Annotated in this window: 15 protein-coding genes; 6 read left to right on the top strand and 9 right to left on the bottom strand. The window is 73.7% G+C overall.

The features are described 5' to 3' along the window. Positions 1–6 precede the first annotated feature (6 nt). Together G7075_RS02965 and G7075_RS02960 are read left to right on the top strand one after the other, a co-directional pair. Positions 7–228, top strand: coding sequence for a hypothetical protein (locus G7075_RS02965; protein ID WP_166118701.1), 222 nt, complete (start codon positions 7–9; stop codon positions 226–228). Positions 229–320: 92 nt separating this feature from the next. Next, the gene (locus tag G7075_RS02960; RefSeq protein WP_166118698.1) at positions 321–599 is read left to right on the top strand and encodes an excalibur calcium-binding domain-containing protein; all 279 of its coding nucleotides are present in this window, start codon (positions 321–323) and stop codon (positions 597–599) included. 69 nt (positions 600–668) lie between these two features. Here the strand turns inward: G7075_RS02960 and G7075_RS02955 are convergent, their stop codons facing one another. The 7 genes from G7075_RS02955 to G7075_RS02925 form a co-directional block, all read right to left on the bottom strand. Continuing rightward, positions 669–1514, bottom strand: coding sequence for a pirin family protein (locus G7075_RS02955; protein WP_240917846.1), 846 nt, complete (start codon positions 1512–1514; stop codon positions 669–671). A 196-nt stretch (positions 1515–1710) separates the two neighbouring features. Beyond that, positions 1711–2070: a TraR/DksA C4-type zinc finger protein gene (locus G7075_RS02950; RefSeq protein WP_240917845.1), complete on the bottom strand. Its 360-nt coding sequence runs from the start codon at positions 2068–2070 to the stop codon at positions 1711–1713. After that, on the bottom strand, positions 2060–3142 hold the full coding sequence (gene mnmA / locus G7075_RS02945; RefSeq protein ID WP_166118695.1) for a tRNA 2-thiouridine(34) synthase MnmA: 1083 nt from the start codon (positions 3140–3142) through the stop codon (positions 2060–2062). Before mnmA ends, G7075_RS02950 begins: the two co-directional genes overlap by 11 nt. Beyond that, complete coding sequence (locus tag G7075_RS02940) at positions 3142–4326, bottom strand: cysteine desulfurase family protein (protein WP_166118693.1); 1185 nt, start codon at positions 4324–4326, stop codon at positions 3142–3144. The genes mnmA and G7075_RS02940 overlap by 1 nt, the downstream gene beginning before the upstream one ends. A 44-nt stretch (positions 4327–4370) precedes the next feature. After that, positions 4371–4784 (bottom strand): VOC family protein, encoded by a 414-nt coding sequence (locus G7075_RS02935; RefSeq protein WP_166118690.1) that lies wholly within the window; start codon positions 4782–4784, stop codon positions 4371–4373. A gap of 179 nt (positions 4785–4963) precedes the next feature. Further along, entirely contained in the window at positions 4964–5923 is a 960-nt protein-coding gene (locus G7075_RS02930) for an electron transfer flavoprotein subunit alpha/FixB family protein (protein ID WP_166118687.1), read from the bottom strand. 32 nt (positions 5924–5955) lie between these two features. Beyond that, positions 5956–6744 carry an electron transfer flavoprotein subunit beta/FixA family protein gene (locus G7075_RS02925; RefSeq protein WP_166118684.1) on the bottom strand — a complete coding sequence of 263 codons (789 nt, stop codon included), beginning with the start codon at positions 6742–6744 and terminating at the stop codon, positions 5956–5958. A gap of 278 nt (positions 6745–7022) precedes the next feature. Here G7075_RS02925 and G7075_RS20150 point away from each other — a divergent pair, with 278 nt between their 5' ends. Together G7075_RS20150 and G7075_RS02915 are read left to right on the top strand one after the other, a co-directional pair. Then, positions 7023–7940 (top strand): DUF4394 domain-containing protein, encoded by a 918-nt coding sequence (locus G7075_RS20150; protein ID WP_205860606.1) that lies wholly within the window; start codon positions 7023–7025, stop codon positions 7938–7940. 49 nt (positions 7941–7989) lie between these two features. Next, positions 7990–9288: a DUF2254 domain-containing protein gene (locus tag G7075_RS02915; protein WP_166118681.1), complete on the top strand. Its 1299-nt coding sequence runs from the start codon at positions 7990–7992 to the stop codon at positions 9286–9288. Positions 9289–9290: 2 nt separating this feature from the next. Here G7075_RS02915 and G7075_RS02910 read toward each other — a convergent pair whose 3' ends face one another. Further along, positions 9291–10070: an enoyl-CoA hydratase/isomerase family protein gene (locus G7075_RS02910; RefSeq protein ID WP_166118678.1), complete on the bottom strand. Its 780-nt coding sequence runs from the start codon at positions 10068–10070 to the stop codon at positions 9291–9293. Further along, the gene (locus G7075_RS02905; RefSeq protein WP_166118676.1) at positions 10067–10537 is read right to left on the bottom strand and encodes a YbjN domain-containing protein; all 471 of its coding nucleotides are present in this window, start codon (positions 10535–10537) and stop codon (positions 10067–10069) included. The genes G7075_RS02910 and G7075_RS02905 overlap by 4 nt, the downstream gene beginning before the upstream one ends. 182 nt (positions 10538–10719) lie before the next feature. Here G7075_RS02905 and G7075_RS02900 point away from each other — a divergent pair, with 182 nt between their 5' ends. Next, a complete protein-coding gene (locus tag G7075_RS02900) occupies positions 10720–12138 on the top strand; it encodes an aspartate aminotransferase family protein (RefSeq protein WP_166118673.1) in 1419 nt (472 codons plus the stop codon). A 27-nt stretch (positions 12139–12165) separates the two neighbouring features. Then, on the top strand, positions 12166–14295 hold the full coding sequence (gene glgX / locus G7075_RS02895; protein ID WP_166118671.1) for a glycogen debranching protein GlgX: 2130 nt from the start codon (positions 12166–12168) through the stop codon (positions 14293–14295). The last annotated feature ends 139 nt before the right edge of the window (positions 14296–14434 follow it).

Here is a 14434-nt window from a genome sequence, read left to right as displayed (position 1 = left end):
GGCGACGTGCCGGCACCCGAGGGCTTCACCTGGAGCGAGCGTGGCGACGAGGTCGTCGTTAGCCACCACGGGCGCGTGGCGACGGTCCTGCGCGGGGACCGGGCGCGCGACTTCCTCGACGACGTCGACCGGGGCGACCCCCAGGAGCTGATGGCTCGCCTCACCGGCAACTACCGTCGCGGCAACGAGCGCCAGGCCCGCCAGCACCCCCGCAACCGCGGCCGCTGAGCCTCCTCCGTTCGGTCCGACCTGCCCGCGGAGGTGGTGCGCCCGAACCCTGCGCGCCTACGGTGGCCGGTGCACCCCAGGGAGGGAACCACGTGAAGAAGTCGACCATCCCGGCCGTCGTCGCGGCCGCCACCCTCGCCCTCGTGACCGCCACGGCGGCCCCGGCGAGCGCCGTCCCGGCGAAGTGGAAGAACTGCACGACCGTCAACAAGAAGTACCCGCACGGTGTCGGCAAGGCCAAGGCCAAGGACAAGACGTCCGGCAAGCCGGTGAACACCTTCACCCGCAGCGACAAGATCTACGCCGAGGCGATGAGGGCGAACAAGGGTCTCGACCGCGACAAGGACGGCATCGCCTGCGAGAAGCGCTGACCCCAGCACGAACAGGACGACGCCCCCGCCACCTCGAGGTGGCGGGGGCGTCGTGGCGTCCCGGACGGGTCAGAGCACGTCGTGACCCGGGTGCGGCTCGGTGGGGATGGTCCCCAGCCGGCCGGCCTGGAAGTCCTCGAACGCCTGGACCAGCTCGTCACGGGTGTTCATGACGAACGGGCCGTAGGCCGCGACGGGCTCGCGGATCGGGCGCCCGCCGAGGATGTAGAGGTCGAGGCTCGGGCTGCGCGACTCCTGGCTCTCGTCGGCGCCGACCTCGACGACGTCGCCGCCGCCGAGCACCGCGAGCTGGCCCATCCGCAGCGGACGGCGGTCCGGCCCGACCGAGCCCTTGCCGTTGAGCGCGTACACGAGCGCGTTGTAGCCCGGGTTCCACGGCAGCCTGACCCGCGCACCGGGGGCCACGGTGACGTGCAGCGCGACGATCGGCGTGTGCGTGATGCCCGGCCCCTGGTGGCCGTCGAGCTCGCCGGCGATGACGCGCACGAGCGCACCACCGTCGGGGCTGGAGAGCAGGGCGACGTCGTTCCCGCGGATGTCCTGGTAGCGCGGGTTCGACATCTTCTGCGACCGCGGGAGGTTGACCCACAGCTGCAGCCCGTGGAAGAGCCCGCCCGACTGCACGAGCGACTCCGGCGGGACCTCGATGTGCAGCAGCCCGGAGCCGGCCGTCATCCACTGGGTGTCCCCGTTGGTGATGACGCCGCCGCCGCCGTTGCTGTCGCGGTGCACGAAGGTGCCGTCGATGATGTAGGTGACGGTCTCGAAGCCGCGGTGCGGGTGCCACGCGGTGCCCTTGGGCTCGCCCGGGGCGTACTCGACCTCACCCATCTGGTCCATGTGGATGAACGGGTCGAGAGCGGCGAGGTCGACGCCGGCGAACGCACGGCGCACCGGGAAGCCCTCCCCTCGAAGCCCTGCGGCGCGGTGGTGATCGAGCGCACCGGACGCGAGACCGCCTCGGCGACGGGCTCGGTGACCCGGGGGAGGGTCAGGATGTTCTCGACGGTCACGGCTGGCATGTCGCTCACGCTCCTCGGTGGTCATCCTCCGTGGTGGAGGGTCACGGCGTCCAACACTAGTTGACGGTTCAACTATTCCGCGCACCGGGTGACGGGGCGTGGCGGACGCAGGTCCGGGCGGTCGGGCGGGCCTCGAGGCGCTCGTCCGGGATGGCCTCACCGCACACCTCGCACCGCCCGTAGCTGCCGTCGGCGACCCGGGCCGCGGCGGCGTCGAGCTCGGCGAGGTGGTGCCGGGCGCCGCCGGTCAGGGCCGCGAGCTGCGAGCGCTCCCAGGCGATGGTCTGCCCCTCGGGGTCGTGCTCGTCGTCGGCGTTGGAGTCGAGCGAGGCGGCCACGAGGCGCTCCATGTCGACCTCCATCGCGGCCAGCCGCTCGCGCAGCCCGGCACGCTCGGCCTCGAGGCGGGCGGCTGCGTCAGGCCGCACGGCCGGTGCCCGTGATGGTCGCCGACCCGATCACCCGCGTGCCGTCGTAGAGGACGACCGACTGGCCGGGTGCGACGCCCCGCACCCGCTCGGTGAGCCGCACCTCGACCCCCTCGCCCACGACCCGCGCCGTCGCCGGCACCTCGGCGCCGTGGGCCCGCAGCTGAGCACCGACGGCGACCTCGCCGACCGGCGCCGGGCCGCACCAGCGCAGGTGGGCCCCCTCCACGACGTCGACCCCGAGCAGGTCGGCCGTGCCGACGAGCACCTGGTTGCGGGCGGCGTCGACCTCGACCACGTAGCGGGGGTCGCCGTCGAGCCGTGAGCGGTCGATGCCGAGGCCCCGGCGCTGCCCCACGGTGAAGCCGTGCGCGCCCGCGTGCTCGCCGACGACCTCGCCGGACACCGCGTCGACGAGCTCGCCCGGCCGCTCCCCCAGCCGCCGGGTCAGGAAGCCGCGGGTGTCGCCGTCGGGGATGAAGCAGATGTCGTGGCTGTCGGGCTTGCGGGCCACCGCGAACCCGCGCTCGGCGGCCTCGGCCCGCACACCGTCCTTGACGGTGTCGCCGAGCGGGAAGAACGAGCGAGCCAGCTGGTCGGCGTCGAGCACCCCCAGCACGTACGACTGGTCCTTCGCGGGGTCGACCGCCCGGTGCAGCTCGCGCCCCGCGGGCCCCTCGACGACCTGCGCGTAGTGCCCGGTCGCGACGGCGTCGAAGCCGAGGGCGACGGCGCGGTCAAGAAGGGCCGCGAACTTGATCGACTCGTTGCAGCGCAGGCACGGGTTGGGCGTGCGGCCCGCCGCGTACTCGGCGACGAAGTCGTCGACCACGTCGCGCTCGAAGCGGTCGGCGAGGTCCCAGACGTAGAAGGGGATGCCCAGCCGGTCGGCCACCCGGCGGGCGTCACCCGCGTCCTCGATCGTGCAGCAGCCCCGGGCCGACTCGCGCAGCGTCGCCGCCGAGCGCGACAGGGCGAGGTGCACCCCGACGACCTCGTGGCCCGCCTCGAGCACCCGGGCCGCGGCGACCGCCGAGTCGACGCCGCCGGACATCGCCGCGACGACGCGCATCAGGCCGCGCCGCCGGCCCGTCGCGCACGCTCGACGACCCCGGGCAGGGCGGCGAGGAAGGCGTCGACGTCGGCATCGGTCGAGGTGTGGCCGAGCGAGAGCCGCAGTGCACCACGGGCCTCGGTGTCGCCGTGGCCCATCGCGAGCAGGACGTGGCTGGGCTGCGGCACGCCGGCCTGGCAGGCCGATCCGGTGCTGCACTCGACGCCCGCCGCGTCGAGGAGGTAGAGCAGGGAGTCGCCCTCGCACCCGGGGACGAGGAGGTGGGCGTTGCCGGGCAGGCGGGCCGTGCCGTCACCGGCCGTCCAGCAGCCGCTCACCGTGACGCCGAGGCCGAGGGCCAGCGCCCCCTCGACCAGCCGGTCACGCAGGACCAGGACCCGCTTGGCCTCGACGTCGCGCGTGGCGACCGTCTCGTCGAGCGCGACCGCGAAGGCGTGGATGCCCGCCACGTCGAGGGTGCCGCTGCGCACCTGTCGCTCCTGGCCGCCGCCGTGCAGCTGCGGGACGAGGGTGGCGTCGCGGCGGGCCAGCAGCGCGCCGACCCCGACCGGCCCGCCGATCTTGTGCGCGGTCACCGACATCAGGTCGGCTCCGGACTCGTCGAAGCGCACCGGGAGGTGGGACAGGGCCTGGACCGCATCGGTGTGGAACGGCACCCCGTGCTCGCGCGCGACCGCGGCCAGCTCGGCGACCGGCTGCACGGTGCCGACCTCGTTGTTGGCCCACATCACGGTCACGAGCGCGGTGTCGTCGGCGTGCTCGGCGAGGACGGTGCGCAGGTCCTCGACGGACACATGGCCGCAGCGGTCGGGCTCGAGCCAGGAGACCTGTGCGCCGCGGGAGCCCACGAGGAACTCGACCGGGTCGAGGACGGCGTGGTGCTCGATGCCGCTGGCCACGAGGCGGGTCCGCGACGGGACCGCGTCGCGGCGGGCCGCCCAGGTGCCCTTGACGGCGAGGTTGTCGGCCTCGGTGCCACCGGAGGTGAAGACCACCTCGGACGGGCGGGCGCCGAGGGCGGCGGCGATGCGCTCGCGCGACTCCTCGACGACCTTGCGGGCCGCGCGACCGGCGGTGTGCAGCGAGGAGGCGTTCCCGACCCGGCCCGCCGACTCGACGAAGGCCTCGACCGCGGCCGGCAGCATGGGCGTGGTCGCCGCGTGGTCGAGGTAGTGGGTCACGAGGTCCGAGTCTACGTTTCGGGGCGGGCCCTCCCGCCGCGCGCTCAGCCGGGGAACAGGCAGAACGGGTGGCCGGCGGGGTCGGCGAGGACGTAGAGCGGCTCGTCCGGGTCGTCGGTGCGGTCGAGGAGCAGCCGGGCCCCCAGCGCCTCGGCCCGCGCCCGCTGCCGCTCGAGGTCCTCGACGTCGGCCACCGTCAGGTCCAGGTGCAGCTGCATCGGCACGTCGTGGGCCGGCCAGGTCGTCGGCGTCAGCTCCTCGACCTCCTGGAAGGCCAGCCGCCGCGTGCCGTCGGGGTCGGTGAGCACGAGCCAGTCGGCGTCGTCCGGGGAGCCGTCGACCGGCGGCTCGTCACCCGGCCGGTAGACCAGCGCGAGCAGCTCGCGCCAGAACTCGGCGCTCCCCCGGACGTCGGTCGTGTCGATGACGGTGTGCAGCAGCCGCGGTGTGGTCCCCATCCCCGACCGTAGCGCCGCCCGCCTCCCGCGGATGTGTGTGAACCCGCCGGCGATCCCCGGCGAGTTCACACACATTCGCAGGTGGGGAGGGAGGCACGGCAGAGGGGCGAGCGGATCGCTCGCCCCTCACCCGTGCGCGCTCTCGCGCGACGAAACCGCCTCGTGAGCGGTGGTCGGTGTCAGCCCTTGCGCTTCTTGACCTCGGTGGTCGCCTGCGGGAGGACGCTGAACAGGTCGCCGACGACGCCGAAGTCGACGAGCTCGAAGATCGGCGCCTCCTCGTCCTTGTTGACGGCGATGATCGTCTTGGACGTCTGCATGCCGGCCCGGTGCTGGATGGCCCCGGAGATGCCCGCCGCCACGTACAGCTGCGGCGAGACCTGCTTGCCGGTCTGGCCGACCTGGTTGCTGTGCGGGTACCAGCCGGCGTCGACCGCCGCGCGGCTCGCGCCGACCGCGGCGCCGAGGCTGTCGGCGAACTCCTCGACCGGGCCGAAGTCGCCCCCGGTGCCGCGGCCGCCGGAGACGACGATCGCCGCCTCCGTCAGCTCGGGACGGCCGGTGGCCTTCTTCGGCTGGCTGTCGGTGACCCGGGCGGCCTTGGCGGCGTCGCTGATGGTGACCTCGACGGCCTCGACGGCGGCGGCCTCCGGGGCGGCCTCGATGGCCGCCGAGTTCGGCTTGACGCAGATGATCGGCGTGCCGGTGGTGACCTTCGCGGTGACCGTGTAGGACCCCGCGAAGACGGACTGCGTGGTCTCGGGGGCGCCGTCGTCGCCGGCGCGCACGTCGACGGCGTCGGTGATGAGGCCCGAACCGGACTTGATGGCCAGGCGGGCCGCGATCTCCTTGCCGGCGGCGTTGCTCGGGATGAGCACCGCTGCGGGAGAGGCCTTCTCGATGAGCTGCGCGAGCACCTCGGCCTGGGGGGCCACGAGGTACGAGGCCGCGTCGGCGTCGTCGACGACGTACACCTTGTGCGCGCCGTACTTCGCGTAGGTCTTCTGCGCGGCCTCGGCACCGGGGCCGATGTGCACCGCGGAGGGCTCGCCGAGGCGGCGGGCGAGGGTCAGCAGCTCGGCGGTCGCCTTCCGCAGGCGGCCCCCGGCGTGGTCGGCGAGGACGAGTACTTCTGCCATGTGTCTGTGCTCCTGGTCCGGGACGGGCTGGCTCAGAGGAACTTCTGGGCGCTGAGGAACTCGGCGAGCTTGGTGCCGCCCTCGCCCTCGTCGGTGACGATCTGGCCCTGCTCGCGCGGCGGGCGCTTGGCGAACGAGACGACCGAGGTCCACGCGGCGTCGAGGCCGACGTCGCCGGCGTCGACGCCGAGGTCGGCGAGCGACCACGACTGCACCGGCTTCTTCTTCGCCGCCATGATCCCCTTGAACGAGGGGTAGCGCGGCTCGTTGATCTGGTCGGTGACCGACACGAGCGCCGGCATCGAGGCCTCGATGGTCTCCGAGGCGGTGTCGCCGTCGCGGCGGATGGTGACCTTCCCGTCGCCGACGGTCAGCTCGGAGGCGTAGGTGACCTGCGGCAGGCCGAGGCGCTCGGCGAGCATCGCGGGGACGACGCCCATGACGCCGTCGGTCGAGGACATGCCGGTGAGCACGAGCTCGGGGCTGCCGTCGGTGACCTTCTCGACCGCCTTCGCGAGGACGAGCGAGGTGGCGACGGCGTCCGAGCCGTGCAGCGCGTCGTCCTGGACGTGGACGGCCTGGTGGGCGCCCATCTGGAGGGCCTTCTTCAGCGCGTCGGCGGCGGCCGCGGGACCGACCGTGACGACGGTGACCTCACCGTCGCCGGCGGCCTCGACGAGCTTGAGGGCCTCCTCGACGGCGTACTCGTCGAGCTCGGACAGCAGCCCGTCGACGGCACGGTCGACGGTGTTGTCGGACTCCTGGAACGTCCGGTCGGACTGTGCGTCCGGGACGTACTTGACGCAGACGACGATGTTCATGCGTGCCTCGTCCTCTTTCCTTCGGTCGGTGGTCTCGCGCCAGGGCTCCCCGGCGCGCATCGCCGTCCATCCTCTCAGCCGGTGAGCGCTCGTTCACCACCGAGGTGGCGTGACGGTCACCACCTCGTTGAGGGATCGCGAGCGGCCGGGGACGGCCGGGCCGGCGTCGCATCCGCCCCGTGCCCGCGCTCCGAAACACCTGTCGACGGCCTTCAACGCGCACCCGTCGGCGCCCGTACCCACCGGTGGCGGACCCCCACCGGACACAGGAGCACCCGATGAACCGCACGCGCACCCTCGTCGCCGCCGGCGCCCTCACCCTCGCCCTCGCCGTCCCGATGGCCCCGGCCGCCACGGCGACCATCTCCCCGCTCGGGAGCAACCCGACGGTCGGCCTCGCCGGCGACCGGACCCTCGTCGGCTTCCGGCTGGACCGACCCGAGTCGGCCCGCTCGCTCGGCGAGGTCAAGGGCCTCTCCGGCGACACCGCCCTCGTCGGCCTCGACCGCCGGCCCGCCGACGGCAAGCTCTACGCCGTCGGGAACAAGGGCGGGGTCTACACCGTGACCCTGCCGACGCAGCACCTCCTGTGGAAGAAGGCGCCGACGGCCACCCTCGTCAACCGGCTGACGGTCGCCCTCTCCGGCACCTCCTTCGGGGTCGACTTCAACCCCGCCGCCGACCGCCTGCGCGTCATCAGCGACACCGGCCAGAACCTGCGCCACGACGTCAACGCCGGCGGCGTCACCATCGCCGACGGCACGCTCGCCTACGCCCCCGCGACGACCCCGGCCACCGGCGTCACCGCCGCCGCGTACACGAACAACGACACGGACGCCGCGACGGCGACCACCCTCTTCGACATCGACACCCGCAACCGCGGCTGGGCGACCCTGACCGTGGCCGTCGAGGTGTCCGGCGTCACCGCCACCGCGGGCGTCGTCCCCCACACGTGGGGCGTCGAGGTCCGGCTGACGGCCAGCGGCTTCGCGGCCGGCGACCGCTACCGCGTCGTGGTCCTCGGGGAGGACGGACGGACCTACCCGGCCGGTGAGTTCGTCGGCACCGGGGCCCGCCCGATGGTCTGCAACCTCAACTCGTCGGTGCTGCGGGCCGACGCCGCCGGGTTCGAGGTCCTGGACGGTGCCGGCACGGTCCTGGCGCAGTCGACGTTCCCGGCGGCGCCTGGCGCCTGAGCGGGCCGGACCCCGGATCCGTCGCCGGCCGTCTGACAGGATCGGCGGCGTGAGCAGGGAGGACGACGTGGGCCCGGGGACGGTGCGCCGGACCGTCGGCCCCCTCGGGGACCCCGACACCGTCGGCTGGTGGGAGTCGCTCTGGCAGCCGTTCTGGGTGCTCCCGGCGACGATCCTCGCGCTGGCCGGGGTCGCGGGCGTGCTCGTCCCGCTGGCCGACGAGCACCTCCTCGGGGACGTCACCTACCTCTTCAGCGGCAACGCCGACTCGGCGCGCAGCCTCCTCGGGACGATCGCCAGCGCGATGATCTCGGTCACCGGCCTCGTCTTCTCGATCACGATGGTCGTCATGCAGCTGGCGAGCAGCCAGTTCACCCCCCGGCTGCTCGGGAGCTTCCTCGGCAGCCGGGTCGTCCAGGTCACCCTGGGGGTGTTCACCGCCTCGTTCGTCTTCGCCCTCATGGTGCTGCGTGACGTCCGCGGTGGCGAGAGTCCCTTCGTCCCGCAGCTGTCGGTGACCCTCGCCTTCGGGCTCGTCCTCGTGAGCGTCGGGCTCTTCCTCGCCTTCATCCACCACATCACCGCGTCGATCCAGGTCTCCGAGGTCGTCGACCGGGTTGCCCGGAGCACGGTGCAGGAGCTGGAGCGCGGCTCGGACGCCGAGTGGGACGACGGCTCAGCGGTGCCGCCGTCGTGGTCCCAGCGCCCGGGCCCCTCGGTGACCGTCACCACCGGGTCCCGGCACGGCGTGGTCCAGCGGGTCCAGTACACGCGCCTCGTCGAGTGCGCGGAGCGGGCGGGAGTCGTCGTCGAGCTGCTCACGCGCCCGGGCGAGGTCCGCCACCGCGGCCAGGACCTCGCGGTGGTGCACGGCGCCGTCGCGGACGACGACGTCGTCGGGGCGGTCCGGGACGCGATCGGGCTGGGCAGCGGACGCAGCCTGGCGCAGGACCCGGAGTTCGGGCTGCGCCAGCTCGTCGACATCGCCGAGCGCGCCCTCTCGCCGGGCACCAACGACCCGACGACGGCGGTCCAGGTGCTCGACGAGCTGCACCGCATCCTGCGGGTGGCCGCCATCCGTCCGGACCGCTCCCGCCACCTCGTCGATGCCCGGGGGACGGTCCGCGTGCTGGACCGGCCCCCGACCTTCGCGGGGATGCTCGACCTCGCGCTGGACGAGGTCGCCCACTACGGGGCCGACACCCTCCAGGTACCGCGCCGCATCGAGGCCCTCCTGGACGACCTCGAGCGCACGGCCCGGCCGGAGCACGCGGCGACGGTGGCGGCCAAGCGTGCCGACCTGCACGCCCGGCACGGCGGACGGCACGCCGGCGACCCGTCCTCCTGAGCTCAGGCGCCCTCGAAGGGCGCGGGGCCCTTGCCCTTCTCGACGAAGTGCTTCATGCCGGTGGCGCGGTCCTTCGTCGCGAAGAGGCCGGAGAAGAGCATCCGCTCGATCTCCAGGCCGCTCTCGAGGTCGACCTCGAGCCCGCGGTCGATGGCCTCCTTGGCCGCGCGCAGGGCGTACGACGGACCGCCGGCGTAGCGGGCGACGAGCTCGCGCGCGGTGTCGTACACCTCGGCGGCCGGGACCACGCGGTCGACGAGACCGATGGCCAGCGCCTCCTCGGCACCGACGAACCGGCCGGAGAACACGAGGTCCTTGGCCTTCGCGGGCCCGACGAGCCGGGCGAGGCGCTGGGTGCCGCCGGCGCCGGGGATGATGCCGAGGGTGACCTCGGGCTGGCCGAGCGTGGCGTCGTCGGCGGCCACCCGCCAGTCGCAGGCCAGCGCGACCTCGCACCCGCCGCCGAGCGCGTAGCCGGTGATGGCCGCGACGGTGGGCTTGGGGATGCCGGCCAGGGCCCGGGTGAAGTCCTGGAGCAGGGCGGAGTGGTCGACCATGTCGGTGTAGGACATCGCCTCCATCTGCTTGATGTCGGCGCCGGCCGCGAAGACCTTCTCGCCGCCCCAGACGACGACCGCGGCGACGTCGGCGCGCTCGGAGGCCTCGCGGCACGCGGCGATGAGGCCGTGCTGGATCTCGGCGTTCAGCGCGTTCATCGGCGGGCGGTCGAGCCGGATCGTGCCGACCCCGCCCTCGACCTCGAGGCGGACGAGCTCGGTCACTGCCCCTCCCCCGTCGGCTCGCCGGTCTCGGGGTCGAGGCCGAGGACGCGCTGGTGCCAGAGGTGCACGGCGCTGAGGACGACCTGGATCGAGACCTGGGTGAGGACGTTGAGGTCGGCCCCGGCGGTGACGACGTGCTCGCCGGTGACGACGAGCGTGGTGCCCGCGATGCCGGTCTTGACGTGGTTCATGTGCAGGTTGATCTCGTTGCACGTCTCGTGGAGCCGCAGGCGGTCGGCGGTCAGCTCGTCCTGGATCTGCCACTGGCCGAAGACGCGCATCACCTCGACGTCACCCTCGGTGCAGCGCACGAAGAGCTGCTGGTCGTTGACGGTGAAGGCCACGTCGCCGTCGGCGTCGATGTTCGGCGCCAGCCCGAGGTCGACGAGGACGTCGAGGACGCGACCGCGCAGCGGGTGCTCGTTCGCGGGCGGCGGGAAGTTGGGCAGCGAGCTCGGGTCGGTCATGGGTCCACGGTAGCCACGCGGGGCGACCGGCCGGGGCCCGGGGGCACCGCAGCCGACGGACTCGTCGGGTCCGTGGTCGCCGTGATGATGGATCCGGTAGTACATTCGCGGCCAGAGATGCGTGATGGTGCGTCACGACGCCCCGGCGCCACGGAATCCACGACTCCCGAGGAGCAGCCCCGATGACCGCGACCGAGACGACCACCGCGTACCCGGCGCACGACCCGGCCACCTACCGGCGCCTGCCCGCGTCCAGCACGCCGGTCGACCCCGCCCGGGTCGAGGCGCTGCTGGCGCAGGAGTGGGAGCGCTTCACCGCCAGCACCCCGGCCTCGGGCGAGCACAACACCCGCGCGGCCCGCACCCTCCCGCTCGGCGTCACCTCCTCGTTCCAGCACTGGGACCCCTACCCCGTCTCGGTCGCCTCGGCCCGCGGCGCCTGGCTCACCGACGTCGACGGCCGCCGGATGCTCGACCTGTCGATGGGCTTCGGCGCGATGCTCGTCGGCCACCTCAACCCCGTCGTCGTCGAGCACGTGCAGCGCGCGCTCACCGACACCGGCACGCTCTTCGTCACGCCCTCGCCGCAGGCCACCGAGATGAGCGAGCGCTTCTGCGAGCGCTTCGGCCTCGGCATGGTCCGGTTCACCAACTCCGGCACCGAGTCGCTGATGTACGCCATCCGCGCGGCCCGGGCCTACACCGGCCGCAAGGCGGTCGTGAAGATCGAGGGCGGCTACCACGGCGGCTACGACGCCCTCCAGGTGTCGGTCAAGCCCGCCCTCGAGGACATCGGCCCCGCCGAGGCGCCGGTGCCCGAGGTGCCCTTCGACGTCGAGGCCGGCACCGTCCACGTCGTGCCCTACAACGACCTCGACCGGCTCGGCGCGGTCCTCGCCGAGCACGGCCGTGACGTCGCCGTCATGGTCATCGAGCCCGTCGTCGAGAACCTCTCGATCGTCGTGCCCGACGCCGGCTACCTCGCCGGCGTCCGCGAGCTGTGCGACCGGCACGGCGTCGTCCTGCTCTTCGACGAGGTGAAGACCGGCCTCACCGCCGGGTACGCCGGCGCCGCCCAGCGCCTCGGCGTCCAGCCCGACCTCATCACCCTCGCCAAGTCGATCGGCGGCGGGCTGCCGCTCGCCGCGTTCGGTGGCAAGCGCGAGGTCATGGAGGTCGTCGTCGACGGCCGGATGGCCCACTTCGGCACCTATAACGGCAACCCGCTCGTCATGGCCGCCGCGAAGGCCGTCGACGAGGTCTGCACCCGTGAGGTGCTCGAGGGCGTCGAGGCGATCAACCTGCGGGCGCTCTCGGCCATCGACCGGGTCATCGACGAGTACGAGCTGCCGGCGCACACCGTCGGCCTCGGCACCAAGGGCTGCGTCACGTGGTCGACGACCCCGGTCCGCACCTACCGCGACTACAAGGCCACCGACTTCGCGATGGCCGAGCTGTCCTGGCTGTGGGGCGTCAACCGCAACATCCTCACCCCGCCCGGCCTCGACGAGCAGTGGCTCGTGTCGCTCGCGCACACGGACGAGGACATGGGCCTGCTCGTCGAGCACGTCGCCGAGCTGGCCCGGGCCCTGCGCGCCTGACCCTCCGCTCCCGGCTAGGGTGCGGCCGTGCCGTCCCGACTCCGCCCCTCCGGGCCGCCCTCGCGCGACCTGCCCCCGCCGCCCGGCGTCACGCTCGTCCCGGGCGGCGCCGAGGTCGCGGTGTACGCCGGGCACGCCGACGGCGTCGAGGTGGCGCTCTTCGAGCCCGGTGACACCACCGGCGAGGGCGAGCGCCGGGTGCGCCTCGTCGAGCGCGCGCACGGCTGGTGGTTCGGGTTCGTGCCCGGGATGGACGCCGGGCAGCGCTACGGCCTCCGGGTCGACGGGCCGTGGGACCCCGAGCGCGGGCTGCTGCACAACCCCGCGAAGCTGCTCCTCGACCCCTACGCCGGGGCCCTGGAGGGCGGCGTCACCTGGGGGCCGGAGCTCTACGGGCACGCGGTCGACTCGTCGTGGCACGGCGAGCTCGAGCAGCGCTCCCGGCTCGACAGCCGGGGGGCGATGCCGCGCGGCGTCGTCGTCGACCACGACTTCGACTGGGGCGACGACCGGTCGCCCGGCCGCTCGCGCAGCGAGACGGTGGTCTACGAGGCGCACGTCCGCAACCAGACGATGCTGCACCCCGGCGTCCCCGAGCACCTGCGCGGCACGTACGCCGGTCTCGCACACCCGGCCTCGGTCGAGCACCTGACCTCGCTCGGGGTGACGGCCGTCGAGCTGCTGCCCGTGCAGGCGTTCACGCACGAGCCGCACCTCGTCCGCCGCGGCATGCCGAACCACTGGGGCTACAACACCCTCGGGTTCATGGCGCCGCACGCCCCGTACGCCGCGGCCACCGACCCCCAGGGCGTCGTCGACGAGGTCAAGGGCATGGTCAAGCTGCTCCACGCCGCGGGGCTCGAGGTCATCCTCGACGTCGTCTACAACCACACCGCCGAGCAGTCGCGGGCCGGGGCGACCCTCTCGTGGCGCGGGCTCGACCAGCGCGCCTACTACCGCCTCGACGAGCGGGGGCGCGACATCGACGTCACCGGCTGCGGCAACACCCTCGACCTGCGCCACCCCGTCGTCTGCCGGATGGTCCTCGACAGCCTGCGGCACTGGGTGCAGGAGTACCACGTCGACGGCTTCCGCTTCGACCTCGCCGTGGCCCTCGGGCGCGGGCGCGGCGACGACTTCGACCCCGACCACCCGTTCCTCGTCGCGCTGCGCACCGACCCCGTGCTCTCGCGGGTCACGCTCGTCGCCGAACCGTGGGACCTCGGGATGCACGGCTGGCGCACCGGCCAGTTCCCACCGCCCTTCCTCGAGTGGAACGACCGCTTCCGCGACACCGTGCGACGGTTCTGGGTCGGTGACGTGCGCGCGGCGGCCCACGGCCAGCCCGCCCACGACGCCCGCGAGCTCGCCACCCGGCTCACCGGCTCGCGCGACCTCTTCGGCGCCCGCGACCGCGGCCCGACGGCCTCGGTCAACTTCGTCACCGCCCACGACGGCTTCACCCTCGCCGACCTCGTCTCCTACGACCACAAGCACAACGAGGCCAACGGCGAGGAGAACAACGACGGGTCGAACGGCAACGGCTCGTGGAACCACGGCGCCGAGGGCCCGACCGACGACCCCGACGTCCGGGCCGGCCGCACGTTGGCCCTGCGCAACCTGCTCGGGACCCTGCTGCTCTCCTCCGGCGTGCCGATGCTGACCGCCGGCGACGAGCAGGGCCGCACCCAGGGCGGCAACAACAACCCCTACTGCCAGGACAACGAGGTGACCTGGCTCGACTGGGACCTCGCGCCGTGGCAGGAGGACCTGCTCGCGACGACCCGCCACCTGCTCGCCGTCCGCCGCGCCCTGCCCGTGCTGCGCCAGCGCGTGTGGCTGCTCGGCCGCGAGGTCGACGACGACGGCACGCTCGACGTCCAGTGGTACGCCGCCGACGGCCTCCCGATGGGCGACCGCTGGCACGGCGAGGGCACCCGGTTGCTCCAGATGGCGCTGGCCCCGGCCGGCGGCTCCCCCGACGGCGCCCTCGTCGTCGTCAACGGCACGGGATCGGCCGTCGAGGTCACCCTCCCCCACGGCACGAGCGGCCGGCTGCTCTGGGACAGCGCCGACGAGCGCCCGCAGGCCGCCGACGAGGCCGTCAGCGGCGCCGTCACCGTGCCGGCCACCTCCCTGCGCGTCTACGCCACCTGAGACCTCACGGGACCGTCACAGCGGCGCCTCCCGGCGTGTCGCACGAGCCGTCCTACACTGGCCGAAACGGCGTGTCCGCCACCGTGCGGACGTGCAGCGGGTGGGGTGCCCCCGCAGGAGACGGCACCACGTGAGGAGC

Origin of the sequence: Phycicoccus sp. HDW14 (genome assembly GCF_011383005.1) — a bacterium.
Taxonomy (GTDB): domain Bacteria; phylum Actinomycetota; class Actinomycetes; order Actinomycetales; family Dermatophilaceae; genus Phycicoccus.
Note: the sequence above shows the minus strand (reverse complement) of the source record. Positions and strands in the feature narration are given on the sequence as shown.

Excerpts from the sequence above, each read along its gene's own strand:
- mnmA (WP_166118695.1), bottom strand. The coding sequence starts at position 3,142 with ATGCGCGTCGTCGCGGCGATGTCCGGCGGCGTCGACTCGGCGGTCGCC.
- G7075_RS02935 (WP_166118690.1), bottom strand. The coding sequence starts at position 4,784 with ATGGGGACCACACCGCGGCTGCTGCACACCGTCATCGACACGACCGAC.
- G7075_RS02930 (WP_166118687.1), bottom strand. The coding sequence starts at position 5,923 with ATGGCAGAAGTACTCGTCCTCGCCGACCACGCCGGGGGCCGCCTGCGG.
- G7075_RS02925 (WP_166118684.1), bottom strand. The coding sequence starts at position 6,744 with ATGAACATCGTCGTCTGCGTCAAGTACGTCCCGGACGCACAGTCCGAC.
- G7075_RS20150 (WP_205860606.1), top strand. The coding sequence starts at position 7,023 with ATGAACCGCACGCGCACCCTCGTCGCCGCCGGCGCCCTCACCCTCGCC.
- G7075_RS02905 (WP_166118676.1), bottom strand. The coding sequence starts at position 10,537 with ATGACCGACCCGAGCTCGCTGCCCAACTTCCCGCCGCCCGCGAACGAG.
- G7075_RS02900 (WP_166118673.1), top strand. The coding sequence starts at position 10,720 with ATGACCGCGACCGAGACGACCACCGCGTACCCGGCGCACGACCCGGCC.